Genomic DNA, 13426 nt, shown 5'->3' with positions numbered 1-13426 from the left:
ACGCTCCGCGTCGCCTCCCTCCTCCGCCTTGCGATCGCACGCACCAGGCCCCGCTCCCTGATCCGGCCTGATCCAAACGACAAGCCCTAGCGCCGGTCACCCGGCCTTGGTGCGCAGCACTTCGAGGGCCCGGTCCGCATGCGCGCTCATCCTGAACTCGCTGCGGACCACCTCGAGCACCCGCAGGTCGGTGTCGATCACGAACGTGGCGCGCTTGGTCGGCAGCGGCCCGAACCCGCGCGCCACCCCGAACCGGCCGCGCACCTCGCCCTCGGGGTCCGACAGCAGCGGAAGCCCGAGCGTGTGCCGCTGCGTGAACTCCCGCTGGCGTTCGACGGCGTCGGAGCTGATCCCCACCGGGCGCGCGCCGACCGCCGCGAACTCGGCCGCGAGATCCCTGAAGTGGCAGGCCTCCGCGGTGCAGCCGGGGGTGAGCGCGGCCGGGTAGAAGAAGAGCACGACCGGCCCCTCGGCGAGCAGGGACGACAGCGCCGTGGGCGTCCCGGTCTCGTCGGGCAGGGTGAAGTCCTCGACGACGGATCCGGCTTGGATCCGGGTGGACGTGGGCATGGGGCCTCCCAGGGCTCGACAACGAACGCGTGTGCCGTTCACGTATACCGGACGGTACGTACTACCGAACAGAATGTGCCCCAGGGATGTTGAGCCGGTATCAGCTGGGTAGGGGCGCCTCATGGACGTGTCGCATGACCAGAACGTGGAGACGGCGGTGGCCGCTGCCGCCTTCCTCTCCGGGCAACAGGTCACCGAGAAACAGTGCGGCGGCTGCGGAACCGTGGTGGCGGGCATCAACGGCCGCTACGCGTGCGGCGCTTGTGGCTGGATCAACCACTGGTCGGACGGTGACACCCACCTGCCCGGTGCGGAGGACGACGTCTGACCGGCAGCGCGGGGGAGCGGTGCGGTCGAACGTTTCTGCGAAGTACGCCCCGCGCGTCGAACTGGTTGTGAAGGCCGTTGAGCCATTCGAGCATATGCCACTCGGTGTATACCCCTTGGCCTATGGTTTGGAATGTCGCCCTTGTCGGGCGATGGCATGACAGCACAGTCCGGCGGGAGCGGTGATGGGCCGGGCGACCCCACGTACCGGGCGGTGCCGCCGGGAGCGGGGCAAGGAGTGATGAGTGCTCCCGCACAGGTGCGACAGCAGGGATGAGGTGGGTCAGGGTGAGCCCTGACGAACGGCACACGTATGGGCGCCTGGAGGCGCTGGCGACGGGAGTTCTCGCCTACCCGGACGGCGAGCGGCTCCCGTGCGAGGTCGAATTGCGGTACAGTGCGGACGACCCCCTGGTCGTCCGCGTCGTCCTGCCCGGAAGTCGGGCGCGCGGCGGGAGTTGGGCACTGTCCCGTGATCTGCTCTCGGCCGGACTCACCGGCGCGGCAGGCATCGGTGACGTCACGGTGCGGCCCGTGGCGCACGAGGGTGAACCCCTGAGCGTGGAGATCGAGGTCCGCGGCGCGCGGGCCGGAGATCTGGTCCGCTTCGTGATGGGACACCGTGCGCTGCTCACCTACCTGGAGCGCAGCCACGCCCTCGTGCCGTTCGGGACGGAGGCCGATCAGGGCGCGATGGACTGGGAGTTGGAGCACTTCCTCGATGAGGGAGGCGATCCGGGAGAGGCCGAGAATGCGTGATAACCCGCGCATTGAGCCCTTCGTGTGATCCTGCGGTCCCGCTGCAACCGGCGCCCGCCCTCGACGGCTCTCTGCCTTCGAGACAACGGCGTACGCCACGAAGGAGGCCGGCATGCACACCATCACGACCGGGCTGGACGAAGAGCAGATCCGCGCCACCGACTGGTCCGGCGACTGGCTGCTGGCCCCGCCGAACCCGGCACACCGGCTGCCCTCCCGGGTGGACCCGAGGGACATGCGGCGCCTCGAACTGCACGCGGTGCTCACCGCGTCGGGCGTGGCTCCCTCACCCGGTGACACGGAGGTCATCGAGCAGCTCAGCTCGCTCCCGGACGCCGTGCACGCCACCCTGCGCCGCTGGCTGGGGTGCTGCGGACAGTGTGGATGCGCCGCCTGATCCCCGAAGTGACACCGGGGGACGGCGTCAGCACCGCCACGAGCCCCTCCGCGCCTGGTGCGGAGGGGCTCCGGTGTGTCCTCACAGGCGACGTGACACGTCCTGGGCCGCCTGCCGCACCGCCGGGGCGAACCCGGCCAGCTGCTCCTCGGTGACGAGGAAGGTGAGCGAGGAGACCGAGACGGCGCCGACCGGTGTGCCGTCCGCGTCGAGGACCGGGGCGGCGATCGAGCAGATCGACGCGTTCGCCTCCTCGTAGTCGGTGGCGTACCCGGCGTCGCGGATCGCCGCCAACTCCTTGGTCAGGGCTGCCCGGTCGGTGTGCGTGTGCGGGGTGCGGGCGGGCAGGCCGGTGCGGTCGAGGACCGCGTCCGCCTCCTCGGCCGGCAGGTGGGCGAGCAGCGCCTTGCCCGCTGCGGTCGCGTGCAGCGGCAGCGGCGCCCCGACGTCGGTGGCGATCCGGTAGGCGTGGCCCGGGTCGACCTTGTGCGTGTACGTCGCGTGGTCCCCGCTCGGCACTGCCAGGTGCACCGCCTGCCCGAGCCGCTGCTGCAGCGCGCGCAGCACGCTGTCGATGCCGACCGCGTCGTCGGCCAGCACCTGCGCGGCCATCGCCCGCAGCTCGTTGCCGCAGCCGTAGCGGCCCTCGCCGTCGGCGGCCGCGTACCCCTCCTCGACGAGCGTGGCGAGGACCCGGTGCGTGCTGGCCTTGGAGACGCCGGAGCGTTCCGCGATGTCGCCGAGCCGGTGCGGTCCGTCCGCACGTGCCACCGCGTGCAGCACTCGAACCGCCTTGACGACGGAATTCGCGGGCTTGCTCGCTTCCATTGACCCTCCGAGGAGACGCGGGCTATGTTTCCACTCGATCCGCCGAGCGGAACGCCATTCTACTCCACGGAACGAACTCGGGTCCTGCACTCGGGTGTTCAGCAGCCCTGCGCCTGCCGCGCTCCGCTGCCCGACGTCACACGCACCACCTTCATGCTTGGAAAGGTCGCCGTCCATGGCTGTGCGCGCAGCTCCCTTCGCAGGTCCGCAACGATTCGATCTCGTCGTCTCGGGCGGCCTGTTGGCCGACCCGCTGAGGCCCGAGCCCTACGCCGGTGACCTCGCCGTGCGGGGCGGCCGGATCGTCGCGACGGGGGAGCCCGGCACGCTCGACGGCGAGGAGCGCGTCGACGCCACCGGACTGCTCGTGACGCCCGGCCTGATCGATCTGCACACCCACGTCTACGCGCCCCGCACCTCGCTCGGTGTGCCCGCCGACACGGTCGGGGTCGAGCAGGGTGTCACCACCGTGGTGGACGCCGGCAGCTGCGGCAGCGACCACTGGGAGGACTTCGCGGGCAACGTTGTCAACGCCGCCCGGACCCGCGTCCTGAGCTGGCTCAACATCTCCCGGCATGGACTCGTCCACGGCCGCACCGAACTCGCCGGCGGCCCCGACGACATCGACGAGTCCGCCACCGAGAAGCTGCTGCGCGAGCACGCCGACCGGGTGCGCGGCATCAAGGTGCGGATGAGCTCCTCCGTCCTCGGCGACAGCGGACTGGAACCCCTCAAGGCCGCGAAGCGGGTCGCCGGCCGGGTGGGGCGGCCGGTGATGGTGCACGTCGGCAACGAGCCGCCGCGCCTGGCCGACGTGCTGGACCTGCTCGGCGACGGCGACGTCGTCACCCACGCCTTCCACGGCAAGCCCGGCGGCCTGTTCGGCAGCGAGGACGCCGCACGCCGGGCCGTCGCGCGCGGGGTGCGCCTCGACGTCGGCCACGGCAGCGCCAGCCTGAGCCTCGCCACCGCCGAACGCGCCCTCGCCGCCGGCTTCACCCCGCACACCATCAGCACCGATGTGCACGTGGGCAACGTCGAGGGGCCGGTGCACTCGCTCGTCACCACCCTCAACAAGCTGCTCGCGCTCGGCCTCTCCCCGCACCAGGTGATCCGCTGCGCGACCCTCCATCCCGCCCAAGTCCTCGGACTGGACGACGCGTTGGGGACCCTGCGCGTCGGCGGCGCCGCCGACCTGACGCTGCTCAGGCTCACCGAGGGGACGCTCACCCTGACCGACGCCGAGGGCCACACCCGTACCGCCCGCACCCACCTGGAGGCGGTCGCGGCGGCGCGCGCCGGACGCCTTCGCACCCTCGGGACCGCCACCGGCTGAGTCCCGCCCATCGACCGCTCCACCGAACCACCGAGAGGCCCGTGCATGACCACCCCCCTGATCGAACGGCTCGCCACCGCCGTCCAGGACACCTCGCAGCCCGTCACCGACGACGACCGGGCCGACCTGGCGGAGTTCCTGCCGCTCGCCCGGGCCCACGCGCAGATCGCCGGAATCGACTTCGACGAGACACGGGTGCTCGCCCTCGCCGTGCACGCCCTCGCCTTCGTCCGCCGAGTGCGCACCGCCGAACACCTCGACCCGCTCGACCCGGAACTCGCCTCCGAACTGCGCGCCGACCGCATCGTCTCCGCACGCACCCTCATCGACACCTACTGCGCCCCGCGCGAATTCCTCGCCGGGGACACCGAAGTCCTGCTGCTCGCCCTGCACTTCGAGGCGGCGGCACAGCTCCAGCAGTCCACCCCTCAGGCCTGACCCACACACCAGGGAGCACCGCCATGACAGTCAAGATCGTGATCGGACACCGGCTCGGCAAGGGCCAGGCGGTCGCCGACGGCGTACGCGCCGCGGGCGGCGAGCCCGTCGTCATCCCGGGGCCCGGCGCCGACATGAAGGTCGGTGACGTGATGGAGGCGGAGGGCGCCGCGCTCGGCATCTCCTTCTGCGGCAGCGGCGGCGCCGGAGCCGTCACCGCCAAGGCCAAGTACGGCCACGAGATCGAGTTCGGCATGCGCTCGGCGCAGGCCGGGGTGACCGCCGTCGAGCAGGGCCGCACCGTCCTCGGCTTCGGCTTCCTCGACAGCGAGGAGCTGGGCTTCAAGGTCACCGAGGCGCTCCTCAAGAAGCTGGGGAAGGACGCCTCGTGAAGCAGACCCGCCACACCCTGCGGCTCACCGGCTCCGGGCCCACCAGGGACAAGGCGTTCGCCACCGCCATCGGGCAGGTGCAGGCAGCGGTTGACAAGAAGACCGACGGCGTGTGCTTCCGCGTCGAGCCCCTCGAACTCGACGTGGTCTCCGCCGTGGAGCACCGCTGGACGGAACGCTTCCTCGGGCTCCTCTTCCCCCGCACCCGGCAGCGCTTCGAGCTCACCCTGCGCGTCGAGGTGCAGGTGGCCTCCCTCGACCTGGAATCCGTCGACTTCGCGGTGCGCGAGGAGCGGCTCTCGCCGGTCCAGCACGCCCTGCACATGAGGTGACCCGATGAACCAGACCCTCACCGTCCTGCTGGAGTCCCTCGTCATCGGCGGACTCATCGGCTTCGGCGCCTCCGCGGGCGTGGCCCGCATGTTCCACGCGCCGAAGGTCCAGGGCATGGGCGCCTTCCGCACGCTCGGCGAGCTGAACGCCTGTCAGAACGACCCGGTCGCGCACTTCTCGTTCGGCCTGGGCTTTCTGTTCAATGCCTGGTCGAGCGCGGTCGGCACCGGTGCGCTCACCTCCGACGTGGACCACCGCATCGTCCCGCACTGGACCGCCTCGGTCGCGATGATCAAGAACCGCAGGCTCGCCGAGACCCTGCACAACCCCCGGCGCATGGCCATCACCGGCACGGTCGTCGGCATGGTCCTGGTCACGCTCCTCAACACCACGGCCGCCTCCATCCCGCACTCTTTGCAGGCGGTCGCGGCGCAGGTGCTCGGCCCCGCGTCGGAGTGGCTGATCAACCCCGTGATGCCGATCATCTTCTGGATGGCGGCCGTCGACGCGGGCAAGCGCACCGGCGCCTGGGGCACCGTCCTCGGCGGCCTCGGCCACCTCGTGATGGGCAACGCCGTGCCTGGCATCGTGCTCGGCATCGTCATCGGCAAGGGCGTCGACGACCTCGGCTGGACCAAGGTCACCAAGTCCCTCGCGGGCGTGGTGATCGCCCTGTTCGCGGCCAGCACCGTCCTGCGCGGCGCCGACCTCACCCTGCTCGAGCAGATGAACGTGCACATCCCGCACTGGCTCGCGCACTTCCACGACGTGACCGGCACCAAGCCCGAGTGAGGCAGGCAGCGACATGACCGAGACATCCACCGCCGCCTCGGGCGGCATCCCGGCGCAGAACTCAGGCTCCGGCTCCGGTGAGCAGCCGGCCAAGGGCGGATTCCTGACCAAGGTGCCGGGCGAGGGCAGCTTCTGGCTCGCCGAATGGGCCTTCCCCGTCTTCGTGGCCTGCCTGGCCGCCGGCATCTTCACCGGTACACACCTCTACTACGTCTACCACACCGGCGTGTTCAGCGACGTCGCAGTGGCCTCCATGCTCAAGGCCGGTATGGAAAACGGGAGTTACGGGGCCGCCGCCGCGTTCGGCGCCGGATTCCTGTTCGCCCGGGTCATCGAGGGACCCATGGTGGGCATCCTCGACATCGGCGGCTCCCTCCAGACCGGCGTCGGTATCGGCATCCCCGCCATGCTGCTCGGCGCCGGATTCACCGCCCCGCTCGAGCACTTCTGGCTCGCCATCCCGGTGGGCGCCCTGCTCGGCGGCCTGATCGGCATCGCCATCCTCGCGATCCGGCGTGCCACCGTGAACTCGACGGGCGGCACCTCCACCTTCGGCGCCGACGTGATGATGGGCGCGGGCAACTCCGCCGGCCGCTATCTGGGCCCGCTCGTCATCATCTCCGCCGCCACCGCGTCCCTGCCGGTCGGCATCGGCTCGACCATCGGCGCCGCCCTCTTCTACAAGTGGCAGAAGCCGCTGACCGGCGGCGCCATCATCGGCGCGATGCTCGCGGGCCTCTTCTTCCCGATCCCCGGCAAGTGACCGCCCCCAGGCCTTAGGAAACACCGTGCAATCTCTCCACCACGACCTCGGCACACCGCCCGCCATCAACGCCAGCGGCAAGATGACGGCCCTCGGCGGCAGCGTCCTCAGCGACGGCGTCGTCGCCGCGATGGGCGAGGCCGCCCGGCACCACGTCGTCATGGACGACCTGATGGCCGCCGTCGGCCGCGAGATCGGCCGCGCCACCGGCACCGAGGACGGCTGCCCGACCACCGGCGCCGCATCCGGTATCGCCATCGCGGTCGCCGCCGTCATCGCCGGCACCGACCTGTCCCGCATCGAAGCCCTGCCCGACGCGGGCGACGCCCCCTGCGAGGTGATCCTGCCGCGCGGCCACTCCGTCCACTTCGGTGCGCCCGTACGGCAGATGGTCGCGCTCGGCGGCGGCCGCCCCGTCGAGGTCGGCTCCGCGAACAAGGTGCGCGCCGACCACCTCGCCGGCGCGATCGGCCCCCGCACCGCGGCCCTGCTCTACGTCCAGTCCCACCACGCCGTGCAGAAGGGCATGGTGTCCCTCGCCGAGACCGTGGAGGTGGCTCGCGCCCACGGCCTCCCCGTCATCGTCGACGCCGCCGCCGAGGGCGAGCTGCGCCGCTGGCCCGCCACCGGAGCCGACCTCGTCGTCTACAGCGGCGGCAAGGCCGTCGGCGGACCCACCTCCGGGATGATCTGCGGCAGCGCCGCGCGCATGGCGGCGTGTCGGGCGCAGTACGGCGGCATCGCCCGCCCGATGAAGGTCGGCAAGGAGACCCTCTTCGGCCTCGTCCAGGCCCTGCGCGAATACGGCAGCGCCCAGGGCGGCGGACACCGGCCGCGCATGGAGAAGCTCGCCGCGCGCCTCGCGGACCTGCCGGGCCTGAGCACCCGCGTCGTCAGCGACGAGGCCGGACGCGACATCCACCGCACCGAACTCACCGTCGACCCCGAGACGGCGGGCCGCGACGCTGCCGCACTCGCCGCCGAACTCGCCGCGACCGGGGTGTTCCTGAGGGACCATCACGCCGTCACGGGACGCCTCGCGATCGACCCGCGACCCATGAACCCCGACGAAGAGGAACAGCTGGTGGACCGGCTGACCGCACTGCTGGACGGAGAGAACAACCGATGACCGTCGTCGAACGCCGCCTCGTGGTCACCGAGGAGGCCGGGCTGCACGCCCGCCCCGCCACCGCCTTCGCCCAGATCGCCGCCCGCGCCTCCTCCGATGTCACCGTCGCCCGCGACGACGGCCACGAGGTCCCCGCCCGCAGCGTCCTGTCCCTGATGACCCTCAACATCCGCTGCGGCGACGCCATCGTGCTGCGCGCCCGCGGCGCCGACGCCGAGTCGACCCTGGACGCCCTCGCCGAGATCGCGGCCCCGGCATGACCACCGCCCGTACCCGATCGGAGACACCCACCATGCACGCCGAAGTCATCGACGCCCTGCGCGCCGCTCGCGTCACCCCGACGGTGCGCGAGGCCGACGCGGACACGGCGGACGCCGTGGCCCGCACCCTCGTCGAAAGCGGCCTCACCGCCTTCGAGTTCACCGCCACCACCCCGGGCTGGGAGGGCCTCGTCGCGGCCTGGTCGAAGGAGTTCCCCGAGGTGACCCTGGGCCTGGGCACCGTCACCTCGCCCGAGATCGCCGAACGCGCCCTGGCCGCCGGCGCGAACTTCTTGGTGAGTCCTTTCCAGGTGCCCGAGGTACGTCCCGTCGCCGACGCCGCGGGGAAGCTCCTGGTCGAGGGCGGCCTCACCCCGAGCGAGCTGCGCGTCGCGGCGGACCGGGGCGTCGCCAAGCTGTTCCCCGCCCACGTCGGCGGCATCGCCTACCTGAAGTCGGTGCTCTCCGTGCTGCCCGGCGCCCGGATCATGGCGACCGGCGGCGTGAGTGTGGACGACGCCGCCACATGGCTCGCCGCGGGCGCCTTCACCGTGAGCATCGGCAGCGACCTCACGCGCGGCGACGTGGCGGCCAACGTGGCGCGGCTGACCGAAAGCATCGGCTGACGGCAGGTCAGGCACACCTAGGGCCTGTCGTTTGGATCAGGCCGGGCTCGCGGGGCCTGGCACGCACGCTCGCGGCGTTGTCGTCGGTCGACGACGCTCCGCGTCGCCTCCCTCCTCCGCCTTGCGATCGCACGCATCAGGCCCCGCTCCCTGATCCGGCCTGATCCAAACGACAAGCCCTAGCGGAGCGCTCTCGGCGCTGGAAGCCGGGCGGGCACATCGGTTCTAGTGGGCCCATGACATCCGAGTCGGCAGCACCGACGCACGGCGGTCCGCGGTGGCGACGAGGCAGGGTCCTCCTCGCCACCGCGCTGCTCCTGGGCACCGCCACGGGCGCCCGGCACGACGAGGGCTGTCCGGCGGTCCCGGACAGCGCTTGCGCGGCGTCGGCGGCGACCGCGAAGAGCTCGGGCACACCCGCACCCGACCTCGACGGCCACCCGGACCTGGCGCTCGGTGTGCCGGCGAGCAATGGCGACGTCTTCCAGACCGGCCGGATCGCCCTGCTGCACGGTGCGCGGGCCGACGACCGCACGGTGTTCACGCCCAAGGACTTCGGCCTGCCCGAGCACGACGCCATGACCGACGGAGAGTCCCCTCCGGTCCTCGCCGACCTGGACGGCGACGGCCGTCTCGACCTCGTGGCGGGCGGCAGCGCCCATGTGCAGTGGGGCGGCACACAGGGCCCGGAGTCCGGCCACAGAGCGTCCCGTATTCCGCTGCCGGACATGGGGGAGGGCCAGCCCGTACGGATCAGCAAGGGCAACGATGTCTATCAGGACGCCCCTGTGTCGGGCGACTTCGACGGCGACGGCCACACCGACCTGGCCACCTACCGCACCGGCATGCACGAGCGTCGCCTCGTGGTCCTGAACGGCTCGTTCACCCGCGGCGGCACACCGGCCCGGCTCACCGAGCGCACCGACCCGTACACCGACGACCATGACGCCGTCACCGGCCTGCGGCTGCTCGCGGCGGACCTGACCGGCGACCGGGTCACGGACCTACTGATGTACAAGCCCGGAGAGCCCTCGCACCTCCGGCTGCTGGCCGGCGGGACCGACACCTCGAACGGCCTCGCCGCGCGCCCCGAGGCGCTGCCGAGGGGCGAGAACGCGACCGTCGGCGACTTCGACGGCGACGGCCGGCCCGACGTCGCGCTCGGGAACAGCGGCGTCCCGATGGACGACGAATTCGCACCGCGCGACCGCAAGGGCAAGGTGACGATCCGTTACGGCAAGGCGCCCGACGCCCCGGTCGTCATCGGCGGCGGGAAACGCAAGGGCGGCTTCGGCATCGGCCTGCTGGCCGCGGACGTCAACGGCGACGGCTGCGACGACCTCGTGGTGCGCAACGACGACGACCGGGTCGACATCCTGCGCGGCGGCTCCTCGCCGGGCCTCGGATCGCGACCGTGGCGCGGGCCGCAGGCAGGCCGCCTCGTGACTGCCTCCGATGTCGACGGCAACGACCGCGACGAACTCGTCCTCGCCTCGGGCCACATGTGGCGGGTGGGCGACGGCTCCGGGAAACAACTGGAGTCGTTCGACGTCAGAAAGGTGAGGCGCCCCCCGGCGGAGCAGTCACCAGCGCCTTAGGGGTTCTGCTGCGCCCGGAAGACCAAGAGCGCCAGCTGGACCCGGTTGTCCGAGCCGGTCTTGGTGAGCGCGCGGGAGACGTGCGTCTTGACCGTGCCTTCGCTCATGAACAGCGCCTTCGCGATGGTCGCGTTGGAAGCGCCTTCGGCGACGGCGCGTTCTCGGTCGGTGAGCGCCTCCAACGTCTGCCGAGCCCTGGCGCTGGTGGAGTCGTTGGCTGTGCGGGTGTGGCGTGCCACGAGTTGCCGGGTGATCGTCGCCGAGAACGCGGATTCCCCCGATGCGGCAAGGTGAATCGCGTGGCAGAGCTCTTGCGGCGCGACATCCTTGAGCAGGTATCCGCTCGCGCCGGCCTGCAATGCGTCGAGGACGTGCGTGTCCAGGTGGAAGGTGGTCAGCATCAGCACGGCCACCGACGGCACCGCCGCACGGACACGGCGGGTGGCCTCGACGCCGTTCATCTCCGGCATCTGCAGGTCCATCAGCACGACATCGGGACGGTGTTGCGTTGCCGCGACGACGGCCTCGGCTCCGCCGGATGCCTCGGCGACGACAGCGATCGTGGGGTCCACCGACAGGACCATCGAAAGCCCGGCGCGGACCATCGCGTCGTCGTCGACCACGAGCACCGACGTGGGCGCGCCGGAAGCGCTGCCGGAAGGCGAAGAGCCGGTCATCGCAGGGGCACCCGCGCAGACAGCCGGAACTCGTGGGTGTTCTCACCGCGGTCGACGACCTCGTGTTCGGCGACGCCGCCCACGGTGGCGATCCGTTCGGCGAGACCGTTCAGCCCGGCGCCGGTTCCGGGCAACACCGACTCGACGTCTTCGATCGGGTTGGAAATCGTGATGAGGGCAGCACCGCCCTCGCGGCGAACATGCACCGTCACCAGTGCGCCAGGGGCGTGCTTGCGCGCGTTGGTCAGCCCCTCCTGCACGACGCGGTACATGTGCTCGTCGCCGTCGTCGGCCAGATCAAGGCGGGCGACGATCAACTGGCCTGCCTGCCTGGCCGCGTCGATCAATCCCGCGACGGTGTGCTCGTGCTCGGAGTCTTGCGGCGTCACGACGGTGCCGTCGCGCAGCATGCCGATCACGGTGCGCAGCTCGTCGAGTGCGCTGATCGCGGTCGTGCGAATCGTCGCGGCCGTGGTGCCGACGTTCTTGGCGTCGTCCCCGGCGACCGCGAGCCCGCCGGCGTAGAGCGCGATCAGGGAGATGTAGTGCGCGACCGAGTCGTGCATGTCGCGGGCGATCCTGGCGCGTTCGGCCATCTGGATCTGTTCCGCACGCAGCTCACGCTCGCGCTCGATACGGGCCGCTCTGTCCCGGTAGACCGCGACCAGATCCTGCTGCCGTTGCTGCAGCGCGCCCCAGGCCACGACGGCGAGCGCGATCGCGGTGTTGACCAGCACGGTGAGGCTCAGCACCGAGTTGTCCGGATACAGCAGCCAGAAGACCAGGCCGCCGGCGACATCGGCCAGCGCCACGACGAATGCCTGCTCGATGCGCCGGCTGCGTGCCACGGCGAACAGAGCCACGTAGTTGGCCACACCGGCGGTGGCGCAGAACGCCCCGGCGACCGCCAGCACCAGACCGGTCGCGACCGGGGCACGGTAACGGAACAGCAGCACGAGACTCGCGACGGCGCCCACGGTGATGTCGAGGACGCGCCACCATCCCCCCGGGCGTTGCTCGAGGACCAGGAACAGCATGGCGAGTCCACCGGCGAACGAGGCGAGAACGAGCAACGCCGACCGGCCGCGCTCGATCCATGGCCCTCGACGCACCGGGGTCTCGTCGTGGCGACCGCCGGCGACGGCGAGGCGAGGAGACGGCACCGGACCACCCTAGACCGCCCGCTTCGACGAAGCAGTCAACGAAAGTCGTAGAAGCCGTTGGCCGTTCGTGGACAGGCCGGTCCCGATCGGCAGACGTCCGGTGCGGTGGCCGGCCGACATGGTTGAGGACCTGAACACCACACGTCGTCACCCTGGAGTCACTGTGACCACGCCGTCGACCACGCAGAACCCGTCTGCCCCGTCCCAACACGCAGCCGACGCATCGGACCTGGCCGCCGCCACGTTCGCCGGGCGGGCGGGGATGACCGTGGGCGCCCTCGGGGTGCCGATGGTGGCCTTGTACTTCGTCTACTCGGGACCACCGCCGGAGTGGAACGTCCTGACGCGGAGCCTGCTGACGCTGGTGACCATGGCCGTGCTGACGGCGTTCGGAGTAGGCCTTGCACGCCTGCTTCCCAGGGACGACACGGGCCGGCGCACCATCACCGGCCAGCTCACCGTCGTGTCGCTGCTCACCTATGTCGGCGTGATCCTCTTCGCCACCTCGCTGGAGGCCGGCACTCCCTTGGCCTTCCCGGATCGGGGGATGGACCCGACCACGGACGGCCCGCTGGCGGCCGCCATGGCATTGGCCCATGGTCCGATCGCACACCTGTGGATCGCGATGTTCCTGCTCGGATTCGCCCGTGCCGCACGGGAGTTGACGACTGCGGCGGCACCGGTGGTGGCACGGTGGACCGTGCGCGGCGCCGTCGTCGTCGGAGTCATCAACCTGCTGGTCGTCCCGTCGCTCTACTTCGGCATGGACGCCACCCACTTCTACGCCATCAACGGGTGGGGTGCGGATGCCGTCGTCGGTCTGATCACGGTGGTCTGGATCGGCTGCATCGGCCTGGGCATCCACCGGTCCCGCAAGAACCGGACATGAGTGCCGAGTTGACGGACTGGGCGCCGGCCTGCCTGCGCGGCGATCCCTAGGGCTTGTCGTTTGGATCAGGTCGGGCTCGCGGGGCCTGGCACGCACGCTCGCGGCGTTGTCGTCGGTCGACGACGCTCCGCGTCGCCTCCCTCCTCCGC

The 13426-nt window shown here is 71.4% G+C and carries 18 protein-coding genes; 14 read left to right on the top strand and 4 right to left on the bottom strand.

Going from position 1 to position 13426, the window contains the following annotated elements; all coding sequences use genetic code 11:
• Positions 1-96: 96 nt before the first annotated feature.
• The gene (locus ACIA8D_RS41455; RefSeq protein WP_399240658.1) at positions 97-570 is read right to left on the bottom strand and encodes a peroxiredoxin; all 474 of its coding nucleotides are present in this window, start codon (positions 568-570) and stop codon (positions 97-99) included.
• 121 nt (positions 571-691) lie between these two features.
• On the opposite strand from ACIA8D_RS41455, the gene ACIA8D_RS41450 reads away from it, so the two are divergent.
• The 3 genes from ACIA8D_RS41450 to ACIA8D_RS41440 all read left to right on the top strand — a co-directional run bounded on the left by ACIA8D_RS41450 (position 692) and on the right by ACIA8D_RS41440 (position 2053).
• A complete protein-coding gene (locus tag ACIA8D_RS41450; protein ID WP_306321985.1) occupies positions 692-898 on the top strand; it encodes a hypothetical protein in 207 nt (68 codons plus the stop codon).
• 287 nt (positions 899-1185) lie between these two features.
• Complete coding sequence (locus tag ACIA8D_RS41445; protein ID WP_399240656.1) at positions 1186-1656, top strand: SsgA family sporulation/cell division regulator; 471 nt, start codon at positions 1186-1188, stop codon at positions 1654-1656.
• 112 nt (positions 1657-1768) lie between these two features.
• Positions 1769-2053 (top strand): hypothetical protein, encoded by a 285-nt coding sequence (locus ACIA8D_RS41440; protein WP_399240654.1) that lies wholly within the window; start codon positions 1769-1771, stop codon positions 2051-2053.
• Positions 2054-2134: 81 nt separating this feature from the next.
• Here ACIA8D_RS41440 and ACIA8D_RS41435 read toward each other — a convergent pair whose 3' ends face one another.
• Positions 2135-2881 (bottom strand): IclR family transcriptional regulator, encoded by a 747-nt coding sequence (locus ACIA8D_RS41435; RefSeq protein WP_399240652.1) that lies wholly within the window; start codon positions 2879-2881, stop codon positions 2135-2137.
• A 175-nt stretch (positions 2882-3056) separates the two neighbouring features.
• Between ACIA8D_RS41435 and ACIA8D_RS41430 the strand changes: the two genes are divergently transcribed.
• The 10 genes from ACIA8D_RS41430 (at position 3057) to ACIA8D_RS41385 (ending at position 10548) form a co-directional block, all read left to right on the top strand.
• Complete coding sequence (locus ACIA8D_RS41430) at positions 3057-4217, top strand: amidohydrolase/deacetylase family metallohydrolase (RefSeq protein WP_399240648.1); 1161 nt, start codon at positions 3057-3059, stop codon at positions 4215-4217.
• Between the two features lie 45 nt (positions 4218-4262).
• Positions 4263-4655, top strand: a complete 393-nt coding sequence (locus ACIA8D_RS41425; RefSeq protein ID WP_399240646.1) for a hypothetical protein — start codon at positions 4263-4265, stop codon at positions 4653-4655.
• A 23-nt stretch (positions 4656-4678) separates the two neighbouring features.
• The gene (locus ACIA8D_RS41420; RefSeq protein WP_399240644.1) at positions 4679-5047 is read left to right on the top strand and encodes an SFCGS family glycine-rich protein; all 369 of its coding nucleotides are present in this window, start codon (positions 4679-4681) and stop codon (positions 5045-5047) included.
• Complete coding sequence (locus tag ACIA8D_RS41415) at positions 5044-5379, top strand: DUF4312 family protein (protein WP_399240642.1); 336 nt, start codon at positions 5044-5046, stop codon at positions 5377-5379. The genes ACIA8D_RS41420 and ACIA8D_RS41415 overlap by 4 nt, the downstream gene beginning before the upstream one ends.
• A 4-nt stretch (positions 5380-5383) precedes the next feature.
• Entirely contained in the window at positions 5384-6172 is a 789-nt protein-coding gene (locus ACIA8D_RS41410) for a DUF4311 domain-containing protein (protein ID WP_399240640.1), read from the top strand.
• A 13-nt stretch (positions 6173-6185) separates the two neighbouring features.
• Entirely contained in the window at positions 6186-6935 is a 750-nt protein-coding gene (locus ACIA8D_RS41405; protein WP_399240638.1) for a DUF4310 family protein, read from the top strand.
• Between the two features lie 25 nt (positions 6936-6960).
• The gene (locus tag ACIA8D_RS41400; RefSeq protein WP_399240636.1) at positions 6961-8064 is read left to right on the top strand and encodes a DgaE family pyridoxal phosphate-dependent ammonia lyase; all 1104 of its coding nucleotides are present in this window, start codon (positions 6961-6963) and stop codon (positions 8062-8064) included.
• Positions 8061-8324, top strand: coding sequence for an HPr family phosphocarrier protein (locus ACIA8D_RS41395; protein WP_399240634.1), 264 nt, complete (start codon positions 8061-8063; stop codon positions 8322-8324). Before ACIA8D_RS41400 ends, ACIA8D_RS41395 begins: the two co-directional genes overlap by 4 nt.
• Before the next feature lie 32 nt (positions 8325-8356).
• Entirely contained in the window at positions 8357-8950 is a 594-nt protein-coding gene (locus ACIA8D_RS41390) for a bifunctional 4-hydroxy-2-oxoglutarate aldolase/2-dehydro-3-deoxy-phosphogluconate aldolase (RefSeq protein ID WP_399240632.1), read from the top strand.
• 236 nt (positions 8951-9186) lie between these two features.
• Complete coding sequence (locus tag ACIA8D_RS41385; RefSeq protein WP_399240630.1) at positions 9187-10548, top strand: FG-GAP repeat domain-containing protein; 1362 nt, start codon at positions 9187-9189, stop codon at positions 10546-10548.
• Here ACIA8D_RS41385 and ACIA8D_RS41380 read toward each other — a convergent pair.
• Together ACIA8D_RS41380 and ACIA8D_RS41375 are read right to left on the bottom strand one after the other, a co-directional pair.
• Positions 10545-11225, bottom strand: coding sequence for a response regulator (locus ACIA8D_RS41380; RefSeq protein ID WP_399240628.1), 681 nt, complete (start codon positions 11223-11225; stop codon positions 10545-10547). The genes ACIA8D_RS41385 and ACIA8D_RS41380 overlap by 4 nt on opposite strands.
• On the bottom strand, positions 11222-12262 hold the full coding sequence (locus ACIA8D_RS41375; protein WP_399240626.1) for a sensor histidine kinase: 1041 nt from the start codon (positions 12260-12262) through the stop codon (positions 11222-11224). Before ACIA8D_RS41375 ends, ACIA8D_RS41380 begins: the two co-directional genes overlap by 4 nt.
• Positions 12263-12551: 289 nt before the next feature.
• Here ACIA8D_RS41375 and ACIA8D_RS41370 point away from each other — a divergent pair, with 289 nt between their 5' ends.
• A complete protein-coding gene (locus tag ACIA8D_RS41370) occupies positions 12552-13277 on the top strand; it encodes a hypothetical protein (RefSeq protein WP_399240624.1) in 726 nt (241 codons plus the stop codon).
• Positions 13278-13426: the final 149 nt, after the last annotated feature.

It is taken from the genome of Streptomyces sp. NPDC051684 (assembly GCF_044453445.1).
Lineage (GTDB): Bacteria > Actinomycetota > Actinomycetes > Streptomycetales > Streptomycetaceae > Streptomyces.
Note: the sequence above shows the minus strand (reverse complement) of the source record. Positions and strands in the feature narration are given on the sequence as shown.

What these genes read in the sequence shown, in the direction of transcription:
- ACIA8D_RS41455 (WP_399240658.1), bottom strand. Translation starts at nt 570, where the DNA reads ATGCCCACGTCCACCCGGATCCAAGCCGGATCCGTCGTCGAGGACTTC.
- ACIA8D_RS41450 (WP_306321985.1), top strand. Translation starts at nt 692, where the DNA reads ATGGACGTGTCGCATGACCAGAACGTGGAGACGGCGGTGGCCGCTGCC.
- ACIA8D_RS41440 (WP_399240654.1), top strand. Translation starts at nt 1,769, where the DNA reads ATGCACACCATCACGACCGGGCTGGACGAAGAGCAGATCCGCGCCACC.
- ACIA8D_RS41435 (WP_399240652.1), bottom strand. Translation starts at nt 2,881, where the DNA reads ATGGAAGCGAGCAAGCCCGCGAATTCCGTCGTCAAGGCGGTTCGAGTG.
- ACIA8D_RS41430 (WP_399240648.1), top strand. Translation starts at nt 3,057, where the DNA reads ATGGCTGTGCGCGCAGCTCCCTTCGCAGGTCCGCAACGATTCGATCTC.
- ACIA8D_RS41425 (WP_399240646.1), top strand. Translation starts at nt 4,263, where the DNA reads ATGACCACCCCCCTGATCGAACGGCTCGCCACCGCCGTCCAGGACACC.
- ACIA8D_RS41420 (WP_399240644.1), top strand. Translation starts at nt 4,679, where the DNA reads ATGACAGTCAAGATCGTGATCGGACACCGGCTCGGCAAGGGCCAGGCG.
- ACIA8D_RS41410 (WP_399240640.1), top strand. Translation starts at nt 5,384, where the DNA reads ATGAACCAGACCCTCACCGTCCTGCTGGAGTCCCTCGTCATCGGCGGA.
- ACIA8D_RS41405 (WP_399240638.1), top strand. Translation starts at nt 6,186, where the DNA reads ATGACCGAGACATCCACCGCCGCCTCGGGCGGCATCCCGGCGCAGAAC.
- ACIA8D_RS41395 (WP_399240634.1), top strand. Translation starts at nt 8,061, where the DNA reads ATGACCGTCGTCGAACGCCGCCTCGTGGTCACCGAGGAGGCCGGGCTG.
- ACIA8D_RS41390 (WP_399240632.1), top strand. Translation starts at nt 8,357, where the DNA reads ATGCACGCCGAAGTCATCGACGCCCTGCGCGCCGCTCGCGTCACCCCG.
- ACIA8D_RS41385 (WP_399240630.1), top strand. Translation starts at nt 9,187, where the DNA reads ATGACATCCGAGTCGGCAGCACCGACGCACGGCGGTCCGCGGTGGCGA.
- ACIA8D_RS41380 (WP_399240628.1), bottom strand. Translation starts at nt 11,225, where the DNA reads ATGACCGGCTCTTCGCCTTCCGGCAGCGCTTCCGGCGCGCCCACGTCG.
- ACIA8D_RS41375 (WP_399240626.1), bottom strand. Translation starts at nt 12,262, where the DNA reads ATGCTGTTCCTGGTCCTCGAGCAACGCCCGGGGGGATGGTGGCGCGTC.